At 47.9% G+C, this 1,194-nt stretch carries 1 protein-coding gene; it reads left to right on the top strand.

What is annotated here, in order from left to right; translation table 11 throughout:
- A partial coding sequence (locus B2U10_RS14510; RefSeq protein ID WP_290788520.1) for a phospho-sugar mutase occupies positions 1–1,124 on the top strand: 1,124 nt, incomplete at its 5' end.
- Between the last annotated feature and the right edge of the window lie 70 nt (positions 1,125–1,194).

Genomic DNA, 1,194 nt, shown 5'->3' with positions numbered 1-1,194 from the left:
AAGAACTTGACGAAGCGTATCAAGAAAAATTACAGACGATTCGTGTCTTACCTTCAATCCAATCGGAATTAGCCGATCCACTAAAAATCGTTTTCACTCCACTTCACGGAACAGGTCTTGTACCGGTAACAGAAGGCTTGAAACGTTACGGTTTCGAACACGTGACAGTCGTCAAGGAGCAAGCAGAGCCAGACGGTGCATTCCCGACCGTGACGTCACCGAACCCGGAAGAACATGCTGCCTTTAAACTGGCGATCGAATACGGAGATCGTACAGATGCCGATATCTTGATTGCGACGGATCCCGATGCTGACCGCGTCGGAGTAGCAACACGTGATGCAGACGGAGAATGGACAGTCTTGACAGGGAATCAGACGGGGGCATTGTTGCTTGACTACATCCTTTCACAAAAAGCGGCGCAGGGGACACTACCAGAGAACGGATTTGTCGCGAAGACAATCGTTACTTCAGAACTAGGTGCGTTGATTGCACGTCATTATGATCTCCATGTCGAGAACACGTTGACAGGCTTTAAGTTCATCGGGGAAAAAATCAAACAATACAATGCATCGGGTCAATATGAGTATCTCTTCGGCTATGAAGAGAGCTATGGATATCTCATCGGGGACTTCTGCCGCGACAAGGATGCCGTCCAAGCGTGCTTGTTAGCTGCTGAGATGGCTGCGTATCACAAAAAAGAAGGACGGACGCTCTATGAGGCATTACAGTCGATTTACGAGCAGTTCGGGTACTTTGAAGAGTCACTCCGCTCTCTGACGCTCAAAGGGAAGGATGGCGTGGCACAGATTGGTCGTATCATGGATACGTTCCGTGAGAATCCACCAAAACAAGTGGCTGGAGAACAGGTCGTCTTGTTCGAGGATTATGATGCGAGCATCGCTCACGATCTGAAGACACATCAACCCTCACCGATCAATCTGCCAAAATCCAATGTCTTGAAGTTCACGCTCAGTGATGGATCGTGGTTCTGCCTTCGTCCATCGGGCACGGAACCAAAAATTAAGTTCTATTTCAGCGTCACGTCACCAGATGCTGCTGAGACGACACGAAAACGTCAGCAAATCGAAGATGAAGTCATGCAGGAAGTCGAGCAAATTCAATAAGTCCTAAACAGGATTCCGTCGATGACGGAATCCTGTTTTTTGTCTTAGAGCATTGAAAATTGAAATTCGT

Source organism: Exiguobacterium sp. UBA7533 (assembly GCF_002479335.1).
GTDB lineage: Bacteria > Bacillota > Bacilli > Exiguobacteriales > Exiguobacteriaceae > Exiguobacterium_A.
This window is presented reverse-complemented; position numbering and strand designations above follow the sequence as displayed.